Annotated in this window: 19 protein-coding genes, 1 riboswitch and 1 other annotated feature; of the genes, 10 read left to right on the plus strand and 9 right to left on the minus strand. The window is 48.6% G+C overall.

All coding sequences use genetic code 11. The annotated features are described in order from the left end of the window. Positions 1-52: 52 nt before the first annotated feature. From BBI11_RS01435 to BBI11_RS01445, 3 genes are all read right to left on the minus strand, one after another. The gene (locus tag BBI11_RS01435) at positions 53-685 is read right to left on the minus strand and encodes a queuosine precursor transporter (RefSeq protein ID WP_068459936.1); all 633 of its coding nucleotides are present in this window, start codon (positions 683-685) and stop codon (positions 53-55) included. A 12-nt stretch (positions 686-697) separates the two neighbouring features. Further along, on the minus strand, positions 698-1192 hold the full coding sequence (gene queF, locus BBI11_RS01440) for a preQ(1) synthase (RefSeq protein ID WP_068459938.1): 495 nt from the start codon (positions 1190-1192) through the stop codon (positions 698-700). A 94-nt stretch (positions 1193-1286) separates the two neighbouring features. Beyond that, positions 1287-1334: riboswitch (PreQ1 riboswitch) on the minus strand. A gap of 978 nt (positions 1335-2312) precedes the next feature. Continuing rightward, positions 2313-3641, minus strand: a complete 1329-nt coding sequence (locus BBI11_RS01445; protein ID WP_068459940.1) for a cytochrome P450 — start codon at positions 3639-3641, stop codon at positions 2313-2315. A 196-nt stretch (positions 3642-3837) separates the two neighbouring features. Here BBI11_RS01445 and BBI11_RS01450 point away from each other — a divergent pair, with 196 nt between their 5' ends. The 4 genes from BBI11_RS01450 to BBI11_RS01465 all read left to right on the plus strand — a co-directional run bounded on the left by BBI11_RS01450 (position 3838) and on the right by BBI11_RS01465 (position 6268). Beyond that, the gene (locus BBI11_RS01450) at positions 3838-4767 is read left to right on the plus strand and encodes a phosphotransferase family protein (protein WP_068459942.1); all 930 of its coding nucleotides are present in this window, start codon (positions 3838-3840) and stop codon (positions 4765-4767) included. Positions 4768-4844: 77 nt separating this feature from the next. Beyond that, positions 4845-5396, plus strand: coding sequence for a TraR/DksA C4-type zinc finger protein (locus BBI11_RS01455; RefSeq protein WP_068459944.1), 552 nt, complete (start codon positions 4845-4847; stop codon positions 5394-5396). A gap of 63 nt (positions 5397-5459) precedes the next feature. Next, positions 5460-5825 carry a nuclear transport factor 2 family protein gene (locus tag BBI11_RS01460; protein WP_068459946.1) on the plus strand — a complete coding sequence of 122 codons (366 nt, stop codon included), beginning with the start codon at positions 5460-5462 and terminating at the stop codon, positions 5823-5825. A gap of 41 nt (positions 5826-5866) precedes the next feature. Continuing rightward, entirely contained in the window at positions 5867-6268 is a 402-nt protein-coding gene (locus tag BBI11_RS01465) for a thiol-disulfide oxidoreductase DCC family protein (RefSeq protein ID WP_068459948.1), read from the plus strand. 70 nt (positions 6269-6338) lie between these two features. On the opposite strand, the gene BBI11_RS01470 is transcribed toward BBI11_RS01465, so the two are convergent. Continuing rightward, on the minus strand, positions 6339-7211 hold the full coding sequence (locus BBI11_RS01470) for a DUF3238 domain-containing protein (protein ID WP_237150306.1): 873 nt from the start codon (positions 7209-7211) through the stop codon (positions 6339-6341). After that, positions 7154-7531, minus strand: a complete 378-nt coding sequence (locus BBI11_RS16590; RefSeq protein WP_237150307.1) for a hypothetical protein — start codon at positions 7529-7531, stop codon at positions 7154-7156. The genes BBI11_RS01470 and BBI11_RS16590 overlap by 58 nt, the downstream gene beginning before the upstream one ends. Before the next feature lie 187 nt (positions 7532-7718). On the opposite strand from BBI11_RS16590, the gene BBI11_RS01475 reads away from it, so the two are divergent. Next, positions 7719-8570 (plus strand): STAS domain-containing protein, encoded by an 852-nt coding sequence (locus BBI11_RS01475; protein WP_068459950.1) that lies wholly within the window; start codon positions 7719-7721, stop codon positions 8568-8570. A 52-nt stretch (positions 8571-8622) separates the two neighbouring features. Here the strand turns inward: BBI11_RS01475 and BBI11_RS01480 are convergent, their stop codons facing one another. Then, the gene (locus BBI11_RS01480) at positions 8623-9123 is read right to left on the minus strand and encodes a metallophosphoesterase family protein (protein WP_068459952.1); all 501 of its coding nucleotides are present in this window, start codon (positions 9121-9123) and stop codon (positions 8623-8625) included. A gap of 128 nt (positions 9124-9251) precedes the next feature. Between BBI11_RS01480 and BBI11_RS01485 the strand changes: the two genes are divergently transcribed. From BBI11_RS01485 to BBI11_RS01495, 3 genes are all read left to right on the plus strand, one after another. Further along, the gene (locus BBI11_RS01485; protein WP_237150308.1) at positions 9252-9527 is read left to right on the plus strand and encodes a hypothetical protein; all 276 of its coding nucleotides are present in this window, start codon (positions 9252-9254) and stop codon (positions 9525-9527) included. A gap of 54 nt (positions 9528-9581) precedes the next feature. Further along, positions 9582-10115, plus strand: coding sequence for a dihydrofolate reductase family protein (locus BBI11_RS01490; RefSeq protein ID WP_068459954.1), 534 nt, complete (start codon positions 9582-9584; stop codon positions 10113-10115). A 234-nt stretch (positions 10116-10349) separates the two neighbouring features. Next, positions 10350-10973, plus strand: a complete 624-nt coding sequence (locus tag BBI11_RS01495; protein WP_068459956.1) for a cell wall hydrolase — start codon at positions 10350-10352, stop codon at positions 10971-10973. A 37-nt stretch (positions 10974-11010) separates the two neighbouring features. Here BBI11_RS01495 and BBI11_RS01500 read toward each other — a convergent pair whose 3' ends face one another. The 3 genes from BBI11_RS01500 to BBI11_RS01510 are packed head-to-tail and all read right to left on the minus strand — an operon-like array spanning position 11011 to position 13975. After that, a complete protein-coding gene (locus BBI11_RS01500) occupies positions 11011-11820 on the minus strand; it encodes a carbohydrate ABC transporter permease (protein WP_068459958.1) in 810 nt (269 codons plus the stop codon). 15 nt (positions 11821-11835) lie between these two features. Next, on the minus strand, positions 11836-12711 hold the full coding sequence (locus BBI11_RS01505) for a carbohydrate ABC transporter permease (protein ID WP_068459960.1): 876 nt from the start codon (positions 12709-12711) through the stop codon (positions 11836-11838). A 7-nt stretch (positions 12712-12718) separates the two neighbouring features. Continuing rightward, positions 12719-13975: an ABC transporter substrate-binding protein gene (locus tag BBI11_RS01510; protein ID WP_068459961.1), complete on the minus strand. Its 1257-nt coding sequence runs from the start codon at positions 13973-13975 to the stop codon at positions 12719-12721. Between the two features lie 190 nt (positions 13976-14165). Beyond that, positions 14166-14366: a binding site (T-box leader), on the plus strand. Positions 14367-14444: 78 nt separating this feature from the next. Between BBI11_RS01510 and trpE the strand changes: the two genes are divergently transcribed. Both trpE and BBI11_RS01520 read left to right on the plus strand, forming a co-directional pair. After that, on the plus strand, positions 14445-15797 hold the full coding sequence (gene trpE, locus BBI11_RS01515) for an anthranilate synthase component I (protein WP_068459964.1): 1353 nt from the start codon (positions 14445-14447) through the stop codon (positions 15795-15797). Then, positions 15794-16402 (plus strand): anthranilate synthase component II, encoded by a 609-nt coding sequence (locus BBI11_RS01520; protein ID WP_068459966.1) that lies wholly within the window; start codon positions 15794-15796, stop codon positions 16400-16402. Before trpE ends, BBI11_RS01520 begins: the two co-directional genes overlap by 4 nt. Positions 16403-16404 lie beyond the last annotated feature (2 nt).

Consider the following 16404-nt stretch of genomic DNA (forward strand, 5'->3'; position numbering starts at 1 on the left):
AAAGCCGCCGGCAAGTTAGACTGCTGGCGGCTTTTCTGCGCATGGATTTTATTCATGAAGCAAAACTTTTTTGGGTGCTTGTTTTGGAGCGGCGTGCGAGTTTGACGAGCAAGTAAACAAGTGGGGTATCCGCTGCTGCGACTGCCCATTTAAACAGATACTGGGTTACAATCATCGCGGCTAGCGCCGATAGCGGCATCGTCCCATAAAAAGCGATCGTGATAAAAATGGACGTATCGACCAATTGGCTAACCATCGTCGATGCATTATTGCGCAGCCACAACTTCGAGTCGCCGTTTCTCGCTTTTAATTTGTGGAAGATCGAGACGTCTAAGTTCTGGCTGATAAAATACGACACAAGACTTGCGAGCGTCACTCGGAAGCCGGCCGAGAAAATCGACTCGAATGCTTGCTGGTCTGCGAAAAACGGCGCGGACGGCAACTGAATCGCCGCAAAGATGAACGCCAGCGCTGCGAGTTGCGTGATAAACCCAGCCATGACCGTTTGGCGCGCGGCTTCTTTGCCGTACACTTCTGCGATGGTGTCGGTGATCGGAAACGTAAAGACGTAGACGATGACCGCGGCCGGCAGCACGGCCCATTCACTGATCGAGAATAGTTTGACCGCTAGGATATTCGACAGGATGAGCAAGCCGACAAAAGCACCGTTTAAATAAAGTAGCATGGCCGCTTCCCCTTATCGATTGGTGATTGTTTCCGGATTCATGTCGTGGTTCATCATCCGGTACGTCGCCATTTCTTCGTATTTCGTGCCAGGCTTGCCGTGGTTCGTATACGGGTCGATTGACAAGCCGCCGCGCGGGGTAAACTTGCCCCAAACTTCGATATAGCGGGGGTCGAGCAGCTCGATCAAGTCGTTCATGATGATATTGACGACGTCTTCATGGAAATCGCCGTGATTGCGGAAGCTGAACAAATAGAGCTTCAGAGCTTTACTTTCAACGAGCTTTTTATCGGGAATGAAGCTCAAATAAATCGTCGCGAAATCTGGCTGGCCGGTTTGCGGGCATAGCGAAGTGAATTCCGGGCAATTGAATTTGACGAAGTAATCGCGCGTGTGGAGATTGTCGATCGCTTCTAGAATGCCTGGGTCGTACTCGAATTTGTAGCGTGTGTTCTGGTTGCCGAGCAAAGCTAAATGCTCGAGTGTATCTTCATTTCTTCCTGCCATGTGTGTGGCCTCCTTCAAAATGGCCGGCGGGGGAGAGCTATAAAAAATCGGACAACAGAAAAGCCGAATCGCATGTGGATTCGGCTTGATTTCAAAATCCATAGTTTTTTATAGAGGGTGGAATGCTATGAACCTCTCCCGTTGCCGGGTTATTTAATTTCCTGCCTTATCGTATAAGATAGGGGCGGTTCTGTCAATTGGTGGTTTGTTAGGGATTAGCCTTTGCAATTTTCAGTTCCTATAGTTAATAGGGCAAGACGTGTGTGATGAAAAGAAGTGTTTGGAAAAATATTCGCTTTTCGACTGCGTTTCAGGGGGACGCTTTCCGGAGGGCTTGCATTGAGCCGCTTCGTCGCTGCGCTCCTGCAGGGTCTCAATTGTCTCGCTATTCCTCCCGGAGTCGCCCCCTTCCACTCCGTCTCTAGTTTAGAGGGAAAGATCATTTCTTCAATCTACTTAATAAAAGATGTGGAAATGTGTCGGGCTTTGTAGCTCAAGTCATCTCGATCAATAAAGATGTAATTGTAAATTCTATTCTAATTAAAATCTTTCTATTCAAGTATCTTAAACCCAGATACCACGTCCGAGGAAGCGATTCCCCCGCTAGCCGGCAACTGGGTACAGAAGCAAACATAACTAAACACGCTTCACTCAATGAAATCTCCTAGCCGCCGAGCGTAAAGGGGTGAGCCGATGCCGTAAGACAGGCGTTCTTCCTGGCTTATGGCAAGAGGCCAACCCAAAGCCCGGCGGCGACTGCCAAATGAAGTTCAACTAATAAACAGGAATAATTTCACAAGCAAACCCTCGCTATCTTCATAAATGTGGTCAATCCGGGAAGCGATTCCCCCACAAGCCGGCAACTGGGTACAGAAGCCGACCCGCCTAAACACGCCTCACTCATTGAAATCTCCCAGCCGCCGAGCGTAAAGGGGTGAGCCGAAGCGGTAAGACAGGCGGTTTTCCTGGCTTACTGCGAAAGGCCAACCCAAAGCAGGGTGGCGACTACTAAACTGAAGCTCAAATAGAATTATGGAACAATAAGACAAACAAGCCCTCGCTATCTTCTTTTTTCAGCAAATAAAAAAAGCTAGAGAAAAAAATCTCTAGCTTTTCATTATTAATGAAACGGGCAACCTGATTGCACAGTTGTATTCTTTTGTTCGTGATAAAACACATTATCCGGGCGGTTTTTCAGTTTTTGCACGTTTTTTAAGATCAAGCGGCTTTTTGGCATCGTCGGCATGCGGGACATATCGTAGGACAAGTCCTGTTCAGGCACGCTGTATTCCAGGTTCTCTGCAAAATACTTAAAAATCGACTGCATATACATGACCGTCATCCATTCACCCGCACAGCGGTGGCCGGTATGATGGTCGCCGCCTCCTTGCGGAATGAAAGAAAACGGGCTGCCGTCCCATGTGCTGAAACGTTCAGGGATGAATTCGTCGGCATTGTCCCAGGAATCGGGATGATGGTTCGTGCCGTAAAGGTCCAGAATGACGCGCATGTCTTTTTTGAACTGGACGCCGTTCCAGTTGAAATCTTTTTTGGAAATCGCTGCCATGACGGGTGCGAAAGGATAATAGCGACGCACTTCCTGGGCAAAATTATGGCTGTAATTGTGTTCATCCGCCTGCAATTTTTCGCGTGTGGCCGGATTTTCGTGCATGGCCATGACACCGAAGACGATAAAGTAAGCCGTCGCAATCATCGGACGGTAGGCGTTGTTCAAATCGACAGCTGCTGTTTCGAGGTCGAGCAGTTTGCCGTTTGGCGTGCGGTGATGGGCGACGATATACGCTGCTGTGTACGCTGGCGGATTGTACTCGCCTTTACGGATTTGCTTGATGATTTTCTTTAGCCAGTCTTCGTGTGCATTGCGCGCTTTCATGCCTTCAAGGTAGCGCCCTTCGGTGAGGCCAAACGAATCGACCATCGTAACAAGTTCCCATGTGCGCTGCTTGACTTCGCTTTCTTTCATTGGCAGGCCAGCCCAATGGATCATCGAGCGCGTGAAAATTTCTTCGATTTCATCCAATAAGACGACTTCGTCCATGTGCTGCCATTGTTCAGCTTTGGCTTCTAATTCTTGGATCATCATGCGCTTGGCATCTTCTAATCGTTCAGGTGTCATCATCGATAGGAACATGCGTTTTTGCTGATGATGGTCTTCGCCGTCGCGCCCATGGACCGCACCGCGCCCGAATAGCGTCTGTTCAAGTGGAAGCGGCGCTGCACCGCTGCGTTTGAAATAATCGTTATTGTAGAACAGTTCAGCGGCTTCCTCGCCGGCCATGCACAGGACCTTTTTCCCCATCAGGCGGGTTTCAAAAATATCCGAGCCCAGCTCTTTGCGGCGGCCAGGCAGGAAATCAAATCCTTCACCGAGAAGGGATAGAGTATTGTCCAATTCTTTTGCTTTCGGGATCGGGTGCTTCACTTTCATGTAACGTCAGCTCCTTGAGTCTATTCAATGCAGGAAATTCACCTGTTAAGTTGAAAAATCATTGTAGGAAACCATACCCTTCTAGCATCCCCGTAAACGCTTCCGGAATTTTGGAATAGCGCATATCAAAAAGCTGGAGTAGGCGTTTTTTCATGGTACACTGAAAACACTAGATAGGCTGAAAGGAGCGGCAAGAATGACAAATGGATTCGGCGGCTTGTCCCGTCAGGCACTCGAATGGGTCGAGTTGAAATGGCCAGGAGCTGCGCTAGAAGAAGCTGTCCCTTTAAAAGGCGGAACTTCTTCACTGCTTTATGAAATTCGCGCAAACAAAGACGGAGAGCGGCAAAGCCTTGTGTTGCGGCTGCATCATAAAGGAGAGTGGCTCGATCAGGAACCGGATTTGGCCAAGCATGAGGCAATGAGTCTGGAACTCGCCGAAAAAGCGGGTATTTCCGCCCCGCGCGTTCTAGCGTTTGATGAGAGTGGAGAAGCATGCGGCATGCCGGCCGTCTTGATGACAAAAGTACCGGGGACGGTTATTTTGCCGCCTTCGTATGATGCGGCGTGGCTTGAAGGCCTTGCTGAGACGCTCGCAGAGATTCATCGCCATAAAGCGGAAGGCTTTCCTTATGAATACTTCGCTTATAACGATGCAAGGCGTCTCGAGCGGCCAAAGTGGTCGCGTGTTGAAGGCGATTGGATGCGCGCATTTTATATCGTCGCTGCAGGTGGTCCGCCGGTTGAGTATGGCTTGATCCACCGCGATTATCACCCGGGAAATATTCTATGGGAATCTGGGCGCGTCAGCGGGGTCGTCGACTGGGTCAATACGTGCTTGGGTCCGGCTGGAGTCGATGTCGGGCATTGCCGCGTCAATTTGGCGCAACTTTACGGCACACGCGTCGCCAATGAATTTTTGGCCGCTTATGAACGCCATGCCGGCCCATCATTTACTTATGATCCGTATTGGGATTTATTGTCTTTGATTGACACATTGGACGGCAGCCCTGCAGTCTACCCGGGTTGGAAAGAATTCGGCTTGTCCGGCTTGTCCGATGAATTGGTCCGTTATCGCTTGGATGAGTACTTGATGAGCTTGATGGATCGCTTCGATGATTTCTGAGCTGTGCCTCTGAGGTTTGATTTCTCCCATACAGGCAATATATATAGCACAAGCATGTATTTAGAGGAGGAGTCAACATGACAGACGAACAGCTAACAGGATTAAAGGAGCAACTCGAAGCGCAATTAAAATCGCTCGAGGAACGAATGGAACATGCCGAGGAATTCGAAACAAGTGAGCTATCCAATTACGATAATCACCCGGGCGATAATGCCACTGATTTGTACGACCAAGAGCGCGGAATGGCGATGGAGCAATTCAAGGAAGAAGAGCACGCGGATGTAGTGGCTGCATTGAAAGCCATTGAAGACGGAACGTATGGCAAATGCGCGGTGTGCGGAAAAGACATTCCGTACGAACGACTCGAAGCGATACCGACCGCGCTGACCTGCATCGATCACGCGGATCATAGCCTGGACTTGGAAAGCCGGCCATCAGAAGAGGATGTTATCGGATCGTCGACAGACCACCCTGCAAAAACGGAAGATGGCCGAATTCGTGATTACGAAAACAGCTTTGACGATGTCGAGAATTTTGGTTCGTCAGACGGCCCTCAAGATCAACCGGGTGAAGACCAGGAAGATTTTTATAAAGACGATGAGGCAGAAGAAGACGAGCAATTTAAATAATCTGGTCCCGGCGCTTGCCGGGGCTTTTTTTCTTCGTTGCGTATTTGTGAAAGGAGTGTCTGGATGGAGGACTTACATAAACAGTTTTTGGGCTTGGAAAACAGTCATTTAGCACCGGTTGCCAGAGAATCGAACCGGAATATGGCAGAAATACTGGATGATGATTTTTTTGAATTTGGCATTTCCGGCGGTATTTGCCAGCGCGCTGATTTTGATGGGAGTTATGATTTATCTGAAGACGACTACCGCGTTTCTCGCTTTGAAGTAAAATCGCTTGGTCCTGAGGCGGTTTTAACAATGTATTTATTGGAGAACCGGACGACAGGCATCTGGAGCCACAGAAGTTCGGTATGGAAAAAGCGAGAAAATGGATGGAAGCTGCTTTTTCACCAGGGCACAAAGACAGATGGTTTCAAGAAATGGGAATAGGGAAAGTAAAAGGCAGGTATTAGTTCAAAGGAGGATCATCTATGGAGCATGCAATTGTTTTATTTGATGGAGATTGCAATTTCTGCGATTCCAGCGTGCAATTCATCATCAATCATGACCCGGCAGGTTATTTTCAATTTGCGTCCCTGCAAAGCGAAATCGGGCAGGAGCTTTCCCAAAAGCACAAAATTCCGGAAGATGTTGATAGCTTGGTGCTCATTGAAGGCGGCGAAGCGTACGTGAAGTCACAGGGTGCACTCATGATTTCGCATCACCTGACGGGCCTTTGGAAGCTTGCTTATCACCTTCAACCATTCCCACGCATACTACGCGACGGGGCATACGACGTCATCGCAAAAAACCGCTACAAAGTATTCGGCAAGCTCGACAGCTGCATGTTGCCGCCTCCGCATATCCGCAAGCGTTTTTTGGATCAATTTTAAAGATAAAAAGGGCGGTTCCAGAATTTCTGGAACCGCCCTTTTTGATAGGGAACAATTTTACTGGAGTTCATTACAGGAAATTCGAAAAGCGCCAATAATGAGCTGCGATCGGATCGGCCATCCAAGCGAGCCCTTCGCTTTCTGTCTGATGGAGTGCCTGCCAGCTTCCTTGGTCCCCAAGCTTTAAGTAAATTTCGTGATTCGGCGATTGGTCGTGGACGCCGATTAAATTGTAGACACCATTTCGGTAGAAGGTAGCGGATACTTCGTAATCGATATTCGGTGAAGTCGTCAACGGATTCCCGACACTGTGATATAGCCGGAATTCGGTTTTTTGTGCTGTGTCTTCAATAATCTTCGCCGTGACTCCTTCACTTGAGGCGACATCCGCTTTGCGGAATTTCTGGCGCCAGTTGTACGCGATGCTGGTACCGATGTCTTTATCAAAATCAAACGTGCTTTGTGGTGCTGTCAGGTTGACGATGCAATTGCTGAGTGAGCGATACTGTTTCGCTTCCGGGTCAAACGATCGGTTGTCCCCTTGAAAATAAGGGTTTGGCGATGTCAGATTGGGGTTTTTCAGAACATTATCAGGCAAAAAGGTCAAATATCGCAGATGCCATTTTAGTTCTGCTGCCTTGTCAGGGCCTTCTGCCAGCAATTGATTGAGCGGAGCAATCTTTTTCGATAGCCAGAATTTTTCTACGGCTGCTTGCTCTTGTGATGAGTCCACATTCAACAATCCGAATACAGTGGCCGCGATCGATTTGATTTTGCGCAACGGGCTTTCGGTCCGGTCAACGGGGCGCCTTGCACGTACCCAATAGGTCACTTCGCGGTCTTCCGGTACGTCCCGGTCGGTGAATTGTGTGTGGCGAGTCTTCGTTACGAGTTCGCCATCGCGGTAGATATCGTATGCGTCGATGCCATCGATGGCCCCCAAGCAAGTGAAACCCGTTTGTGAGATACAATGGTCGATAAGACAATCTGTTCGAGCTGATTGATGCAATCGGGGTCGCGTTTTTCAGTACCGGTTAATAATTTTAAGGTGGGGATCCATTTGCCTTGAGGCGATTGGCGTTCGATGGTATAGCGAATCACTTCACCGGCGCTCAGTCCGTCATCTCGAAATGTCGCCTGTGTTCCCATATAAACCACTTCTCCGTTTTTCTTGACTCGTGATATTTCATCTGTTGGGGTCCAGTTGAAAGAAATCATGCTATCGGTTTGTTCCAATAATTCAATGTCCCATTCTTCGTTCATTAAGGAGCCTCCTTTCGCTCGTGATAAGGTATACCCGATATTTGGAAATGATGAACATGACAATCTAACTGATTTTGTTACACAATTTAAACATTTCAGATAGTAAAGAGCGTTATAATAGAAAATAGAGAGAGAAGTGAGTTTCTTCCGTAGATGAATGACGAGTTGAGAAGGGGGAGATGGGGAAATGGTCAGGGGAAATCTGGAAAATGCACGGAATTTTAGTGATTTCGACGAAGCGGCTTCATATGCTCTCCAGGTTCTCAGCAAGCAGGCGGGCATGAACAGCTTTTACGTGGCAAAGCAAGAAGGCGAAGCGCAACATGTCGTTAAAGTGCATAATTTGAAGCATCATTTGATTGAGGAAGGGCAAGTGTCTGTGCTGCCATGTACATTGTCGGCTTTGTGTGTCGAGCATGGGGCACAGGCCTTAATCATCGAACACATTGGGGAACATGCATTGACGCGTTCTTTGGGCATCGCGGATGGAGTCGAAACAGGCTGTTTTATCGGGGTGCCCATTTTTTATGAAGATGGATCGGTTTATGGTACGATCTGTGGAATCGACGATGGACCGTGCGAGCTGCCGGCAGATTTGCCGTTTATTTTCGAGACGCTCGCTACCTTATTGACGTACGTGCTGGAACTTGAACAAGCATACGAAGAAATTGAATCGCTCGCAGCCCCGCTAGTCCCTATCGTCGGAAAAGTGGCGATTTTGCCGATTATCGGCGAAGTCAGGGCTTTGAGGGCGAAAACCATCATTGACCAAGTGATGCATGATTGTGCCGAAAAAGGCATTGAAGTGCTAATTGTCGATGTATCGGGAGTGTCGCAGATCAACTCAGAAGTTGGCGAGTATTTATTGAAGCTCGTGAAAGTATTGGAGTTGATCGGCGTCAAGACTGCCGTGACCGGTATCCAACCTTATATGGCATTGAAAGTTCCACATTTTGCCCAAGCGTTAAAAGGGACGATGATCGAAGCGAATCTCGAAACCGCACTCAAACGCCTCGGATTCAGCTTCCAACAAAATTGAGGATGCCATGGATCGAAAAAGCCATTTCCTGAACATCAGGAAATGGCTTTTTTCACTCTTCTTTATCGAAAAATACGTGCTTGAGCTCCCAAGTGTCGCCGATTTCTAGCAAGCCGAATGAGTATTGCGGTTCACGGCGCTTATCGGTTGGTGATCCCGGGTTGAATAAGGTCAGGCCGCCTGTTTCGCGCATAAGCGGCTGATGGGAATGGCCAAAAACGATGATGTCGACGTCTTCGCCTTCAAAGCTATCGAACGCTCGTTGTTCGGTCGTTTTCCGTATGCCATCTCCATGAACGACACCGATCTTCAAATCGCCGAATGTCAGGATTTTTTTGCGTCCGAAACGGTCAACGATTTCCCAAGGATCGACATTACCGGCTACACCGTCTGTCTCAGCGTAAGCCGATAATTCGTGGTAGACGTCCAGGATTTGCCAGTCGCCGGCATGAATAATGAAATCAGCGCCGTCACAGGCGTCGACAAGCGGTTGCGGGAGCTTTTTGCCGCGGTTGGGGATATGCGTATCAGATACAATGACTATCTTTTTCATCAAATCGCCTCCAAGATCAGTTTGTTCCACTTTACCAAACTCCCGCCTGTGCGTCTAAAAGCTGTAGCGGTTAAGATGATTGTAAAAGGGGAAGATAAGGTAGTAAAGAACAAGTTGGAGGGATTAGTATGAGCATCAACATGAAAAAATTCATTGCATCGGGCGCGGCACTAGGCGCAGGAGTGATTTTGCTAAAAGCGTACAAAGACAAGAAACGCAGAATTTGGGTATATGAGGATAGCGATATGCATAATAGTTATGAAATTGACCATGAGGAAAGCGTAAATGCGCCATATGATTCTGCAGAAGAAGGCTTGACCCAATTGGATTCCACCTACCGTTCGGAATGGCAAGCGAATGCGTTTCCGCAGACAAAAAAACAATTGGAAGAACTGGAATCGTAAGTTTTTCCTGAATTTAGAAACAAGCGGGCTGGCCCGCTCAAGGAGGCAGTTTGGATGGCTGAAAGGAAAGTCGTGTGCTATATTGCACAAAGCTTGGACGGTTATATCGCCGACACAGAAGAGACCTTGGATTGGTTATTGGATGTGGAAATGGATGGAGACGCTGGCTATGGGGAATTCATCAACACGGTCGATACGATTCTGCTCGGCAGACGCACCTATGATTGGGTAGTTGATCGTGTGAGTGAGGAATTTCCGTATGCCGATCAGCATTCTTATGTGTTTACTTCCCATCCGAAAGAGAACGAAAGCAACATTACATTCACTTCGAAAGATCCGGCATACGTCGTGAAAACACTCCAGCAGCAAGACGGCGGAACGATTTGGCCTGTCGGGGGCAGCTTGTTGATTGAGAGTCTGTTAAACGAAGACTTGGTCGACGCATTTATTATTTCGATTGCCCCTGTGACGCTTGGAAAAGGCATCCCCTTATTTCAAGAAGCCCAGCGCCGTCTCGATTTCACTTTGGAGAAAGTTGAAAAAGACGGTCAAATCGCGCAATTGTATTACAAAAGGAAAAGAAATTGAATCCAAGAGACAGCAGAAAAGACGGGCGACTTGCCCGTCTTTTTCTTGTTTTGCGTACATCTGAGGGATCTTCTGGGCCTAAAGAATCCAATGGGAATAGAAAGGCCTATCGAGTTGATAGAAATATTTGAAAACAAAGTAACTCCGTCATGTTGTGTTTAGGATTTGCCAAAGATATACTTTAAAAAGGAATCAATTGTCGATTCTTGTCAGTAAAACAAAAGGAGAGAACGCATGAAAACAATTAAAGTGCTCTTATTCAGTTTAGCTACGATTTTCTTTCTCACATTTTCCCACTCGGCGGCTTCCGCTCATGCGCCCGATCTACACGTAGGTGTCTCCGGCAGCGAAGTGACAGAGCTTCAAGTGAAGCTTCAAAAACTTGGCTATTTCCACGTAGCCCCGACCGGTTACTACGGCTCGATTACTAAAAATGCAGTCATTCAGTTCCAACGCGATTTCGGTGTCAGTGCGACAGGTTTTACCGGACCGTTAACACGTGAAAAAATGAAGCAAGTGGATATGATGGCGCGCACTGTCCACGGCGAAGCCCGCGGTGAACTATTCGAAGGGAAAGTCGCAGTAGCGGCCGTCATTATGAACCGCGTACAATCCCGTGCGTTTCCAAACAGTACATATGGAGTTATTTTTCAGCGTAATGCCTTTACGGCAGTGAACGATGGACAATATTGGCTGACGCCAAACGCTTCTGCTTATCTCGCTGTCCGGGAAGCGGCGAAAGGCTGGGATCCATCAGCCGGTGCAACTTATTATTATAACCCGGTAACCGCCACTAATCAGTGGATTTTCACACGCCCGACGATCAAAAAAATTGGCAAGCATGTATTTGCCAGATAACGAGAAAAGCCTCCGGAAAGATTCCGGAGGCTTTTTATTATCCTTTGACTGCACCAGCCGTGATGCCTGCGACAAAGTAACGTTGCAGGAAAACGTAGGCGATGACCATTGGCGCTGAGGCGATGATAACGCCTGTGAACAGCATCGGATAATTGGTGGAATATTGCCCTTGAAACTCAAGAAGTGCGAGCGGCAAGGTTTTATAAGCATTGTCCGTGATGAACAGCAGTGGATACAATAGATCGTTCCAGTGCATGACGAATAAAAAAATCGCGGTAGCTGATAGAGATGGTAAAGATAATGGAATGGCCACTTTCGTAAACATCTTCCAATTGCCAGCGCCGTCAATCGTGGACGCTTCAAACAATTCCCTCGGCAAAGTTTTCATGAAACCGGTCAAGATGAAGACCGCAATCGGCAAAGTCGAGGAGATGTTGACGAGAATAAGCCCGAGCAGGCTATTTGTCAGCCCCAAATCCAGCATGAGCGAATACAGCGGCACCATGATGACTTGTGCTGGCACCATCATGCCAAGCGTGAACACGCCGAACAAGCCATTGCCAATCCAATTGTTCATGCGTGTAATGCCGAAGGCGACCATGGCGGCGAGCAATAAGGTGAGCGAAACCGAAAACAAAGTGACGATGGTGCTATTGAGGAAATAGCCTGCCATGGTTTGTTCCTGAAAGATCGCAATATAGTTATCAAATTTAAAACCGCCGTCTGGCAAGCCGAGCGGGTCGCGGAACGTTTCCTGAAGTGTTTTAACGGACGTCAACAAGACGACCACTAACGGAATCAGGATCAGCAGCGCATAAATGAGCAGTGAAAATTTCCTGAACAGCAAAGTTGCCGCCCCTTTTTAATAAGATACGCGGTCTGAACGCAAGGCCTTGAATTGTAGATAGGTGATCAAGGCGATAATGACCATGAAAATGACGGAAATTGACGAAGCGTAGCCGAATTGATAGCTCTTGAACGCGACATCGTAAATATAAGTCGCGATGATTTCAGTGGAGTTGTTCGGCCCGCCGCCGGTCATCGCAAACACCAAGTCGAATGCTTTAAATGATTGGATGGTCGTATAGGCGACGACGATGGTAGCAGAAGGTGCAAGCAACGGCCACGTAACGCTTCTAAACGCCTGCCATTTGCTGGCGCCTTCAATTTTTGCCACTTCGTACAATTCTTCAGGAATGGCTTGAAGCCCCGCAACGAAGATAATCAGCATTTGGCCTGCGTGGAACCAGATTTGCGTAATGGCGAGCGAGTAAATCGCGATATTGGCATTGCCGAGCCAGTTCTGTGCCAGGAAATCAAGACCAACGAGCTGGAGCACTTGATTCAAGATGCCCATCGACGGATCGTAGATGAACGCCCAGATGAACGCCACCGATACCGAAGACAAAATGGTTGGGAAAAAATAAAGCGCACGGAGAAACACGTTCGTTTTCGTGTTCTTGATGACGATCAGCGCAAAAGCAAGCGCCACGAGTGTCTGGAACACAACGACTGTCAGCATGAACTTCAAGTTATTGCCGATCGTTTTTTGGAAAATCGAATCGCCCGTAAATGCGCGTGTGTAATTGTCGATGCCGACAAACTGGAAGGCTTCACTCAATCCATCCCAGTCAGTAAACGAATAGAACAGGGCACTGAAGGTTGGATACAAAAAGAACAAGCTGTAAAGGACAAGCCCCGGAAGAAAGAACCAGTAAATGGATTTGGAGATTTTCATAAACTGGTTATTCCCTGTTTTCTTCTACGATTTGTTGGGCTGCTTCAGCCGCTGCCATTGGATCTTCGCCCCCAAGAACGTTTTCAATGGAACTGAGGACCGCATCCTCAATTTGGGCGTTAGTGATCAAAAAGCGCGGCTGGAAGCGCGTATTGCGTTCGTCGATCCAATACGATGTGTTCTGCAGGGCTTCAGATTCGTATTCGACATCGTTGACAGTCAAGTGCTGGCCGGTTTCATTGGCGTATTTGGAAGCCACTTCCGGCTGGCTCAAATAGTCGATGAATGCTTTGGCTTGGTCTTTTTTCTCGGAATTGCTGTTGACGGCCAGCATGAACGTAGCCGTATTGATGCCTTCGTAAGTGGCTTCGCTTTCTTCCACTGTAATCGGCGCAAGCAAATCGAGTTCAAGATCCGGGTTTAGGCTGAGCAAGGAATTCATATGGTAAGAACCGGTCGCAAGCATGGCGGCTTCTTCATTCGCGACCATCGCCATGGCGGAGTCCTGATTGGTGCCGAGCGCATCGTCTTGGATATAGCCTTTGTCCGCTAAAAGCTTAAAGTCTTCGAGTGTTTTGACCCACCATTCATTGGTCAGGGATTCCTCGCCGTTTTGGAGTTTCGCAAAAACCTCTTCATCCGGTGCATTGTTCATCATCATGCTGTTCATGAACTGGTTTGGCCCGATGTCAGCGCCCGGGAAAGCAATTGGCGTGATATCGTTTTCGAGCAAAGTGTCGGCCATTTCTTGGAATTCGGTCCAGCTTTTCGGCACTTCAAGCCCCAGTTCGTCAAACATGCCTTTGTTATAGACCGGCATATTGAAGACCAATTGATACGGCAGCGCGTACTGTGTGCTGTCTTTCTGGCCGACAGAGATCAGGCTTTCGTCAAAATTTGAGACGAATTCTTCTCCGCTCAAGTCTTCAAAAAAGCCGGCGCTTTCGATGGATTCAAATTGCGCACCCGGGAATGACGTGAAGACATCTCCCGTCGATCCTTCCTGCAGCATGCGTTGTGCTGTCGCTTGGTACTGGTCGGATGGATAGATGTTCTGTTCTACGCGAATATCAGGATTCGCTTCTTCGAAATCCGCAATGATGTCATCGAGCACGGCTTTATCTTCTCCGCGCCAATGCATAAAGCTGATTTGCGTCGCATCGCCGCTCTCAGAAGAAGAGTCGCCGCCGCTTTCGCCTGCACATGCGCCAAGTACGAAGCCGAGCCCTATTGTTCCTGTTGCCAGCCAAAGTTTGTTTTTCATGTTCTGATACCCCCTTCGATTTTAGAAACATCCTACTACTATTATTTATAACCCAAATCTTCAAATAAATACAGAATTATCTAAATTGAGCGTTTGCTTTCAGTTGACAGATGGGCTTGAATTCCATAAGATGGTCACAAGCTTTTAATTGCGCGGGACCACACAAAACTGCGGAAACAAAGCGCCACATAAAAAATCGTTGAATAAGAAAAGTAATGCATGGTTAGCTTCTGAAGAGAGCCGGTGGTAGCTGAGAACCGGTGTGGCACGTGCATGAATGGACTTATGAGTGGCCTGTCATAACCAGGCTCGTTCGCCCCGCGTTACTGGGGTTTAAGTGGAAGCTGAGAGCTTCAAGATGAGGTGGCACCGCGGTCGATCCGTCCTCTGTACGAAATGGTCTTATTTCGTGCAGGGGGCTTTTTGTATTGAATCGGCGGTGCCCAGAAAGAAGAGGAGTTGAGCCGAGATGAGAAAAGATGTACAGATCAAGAAAGTAGAAGGCGATAGCTTGACGCCGATCATGGTGTTCAATCGTTTGGAAGGCCCTTATAAATGCTTATTGGAAAGCTCGTTGAAAACAAGCGCAAGCGGCCGTTATTCATTTATCGCGGCAGATCCGTCGAAAGCATTTATCGGACTGCAAGATCAATTGGAAGTGATCGATTATCGGAACGGTGAGCGTTCGGTGGAACAAGGTCGCCCGCTCGAACGCATTAAAGAGTTGATGCCAAAAGACGATCGGGATATTGAAGGTTTGCCGTTTACAGGCGGCGCGATTGGCTATATCGGATACGATGCGATTGCCGCTTATGAGCCGGTCGAGAGTGCCCGGAAAGACAGCTTGAACATGCCGGATATCCACTTGCAGCTATACGAAACGATTGTCGTGTTTGATCATGTCCGCCATGAGGTCACGGTTATTTCGTTTGAAGGACGTGCAGACGCTGTGGCCGAACAGTTAGAACGGACAGCGGAAACAGATCCGGTTGACCAGCCCCAAACTTTGAATTTTCATTCCGGCACAACGGCTGAACGGTTCCGTGAGCAAGTCGAACTGGCCAAACAGGAAATCCGCAAAGGCGAAGTGTTCCAATTGGTGTTGTCGCAGCGCTTGTCTGCAGATTACCGGGGGGATGCGTTCACGTTGTATCGCAAGCTCCGCAAACAAAACCCATCGCCTTATCAATTTTTCATCGATTTCGGAGACTATGCTGTTGTCGGGGCCTCGCCGGAGAGCCTATTGACGATTCGCGGCGGGGAAATGGTTACCAACCCGATCGCCGGCACGCGAAAGCGCGGCAAGACCGAAGCGGAAGATTTGGCGCTTGAGAATGAATTGCTTGGAGATGAAAAAGAGCGAGCAGAGCACCAGATGCTCGTTGACCTGAGCCGCAACGATGTTGGTCGTGTGGCAAAAGTCGGCACTGTCGCGATTCCCAAATATATGGTTATTGAGAAATACCAGCATGTTATGCACATCGTTTCAGAAGTGACAGGTGAGCTCGAAGGGGCGATGCATCCGCTTGATGCGCTCGTTTCTTGCCTGCCAGCTGGGACAGTGTCCGGTGCTCCTAAAGTGCGTGCCTTGCAGCTGATCCAGCAATTTGAAGAAGAACGCCGCGGTGTTTACGGAGGCGCCGTCGGTTACCTTGGCTTTAATGGCAATTTGGACGTGGCGCTCGCTATCCGGACTTTCGTCGTCAAAGATGACACAGTCCACGTCCAAGCAGGAGCGGGCATCGTCTTTGATTCGGTACCGCAGGCAGAATATGAGGAAACGCTCCATAAAGCACGTTCGTTGACGGAGGTGTTTGGATGATTCTCTTAATCGATCACTACGATTCCTTCACTTACAATATCTATCAAGCGGTGGCGGCTCTCGGCGAAGAGGTGGAAGTCGTGCGTTATGGCCAATTGAGCTTGGATGACATCCGCAGCAAACAGCCTGAGGCAATTATTTTGTCTCCTGGCCCAGGTCATCCGAGAGACGTACCTGAATCGCTCGAGTTGATCCGTGAACTTTACCGCGATGTGCCGATTCTTGGCATCTGCCTAGGTCAGCAATTGCTCGGGGAAGCATTTGGCGGCCGCGTCACAGAAGCGCCTGCTATTCGCCACGGCAAAGTCTCGGACGTTTCACATAGCGCAACGGACTTGTTCGCTGGCATGAACGAGCGGGTGCCTGTCATGCGCTATCATTCGCTGGCGATCGAAAAGGCATCCTTGCCTGAATGTTTTACTATACAGGCAGAAGCGTTGGATGATGGCACGATGATGGCGATTAAACATAAAGACTATCCGGTCTACGGCCTGCAGTTCCACCCGGAATCCATCGGCACGCCAGAAGGCACCGATATGATGGCGAGGTTCGTCGAATTGGCACGTGCGAGCCGCTTGCATACGCAGCAAGCCGACCATGAATAGAG

Origin of the sequence: Planococcus maritimus, from assembly GCF_001687625.2 — a bacterium.
Classification (GTDB): Bacteria; Bacillota; Bacilli; order Bacillales_A; family Planococcaceae; genus Planococcus; species Planococcus maritimus.